The sequence below is a fragment of the Sphingomonas sp. 10B4 genome (genome assembly GCF_035019905.1).
Classification (GTDB): domain Bacteria; phylum Pseudomonadota; class Alphaproteobacteria; order Sphingomonadales; family Sphingomonadaceae; genus Sphingomonas; species Sphingomonas glacialis.
On sequence record NZ_JASJVC010000251.1, the window covers coordinates 1 to 299 of the forward strand.

A 299-nucleotide genomic window follows, 5' to 3' on the forward strand; every position below is an offset into this window, starting at 1 on the left:
ATCATTCCTTGGTCGCGCACGGTTCGGCGGCCTTAACCCGTGGTCGTCTGCGTCATTTACGCCGGGCCGTGAGGGTGTTTGGCTTTTCGCTCGCACCGGTCGATCTGCGTCAAAATTCCGATGTCCATGAACGCGTGGTGGCGGAATTGCTGCAGGCCGCCGATCCGACCATCGATTACCTCGCTTGCAATGAAGAGCAACGCATCGCCTGTCTGATTGCCGAGATCAGCAATGCGCGTCCGCTGGCTTCGCCTTACCTCACGTATTCGGAAGAAACCCAGTCGGAATTGGCGATTTAC

The 299-nt window shown here is 57.5% G+C and carries 1 protein-coding gene; it reads left to right on the top strand.

Annotated elements, in window-relative coordinates; genetic code table 11:
- The coding region (locus QN347_RS19695; RefSeq protein ID WP_323494380.1) for a phosphoenolpyruvate carboxylase at positions 1-299 on the top strand (299 nt) is incomplete at both ends.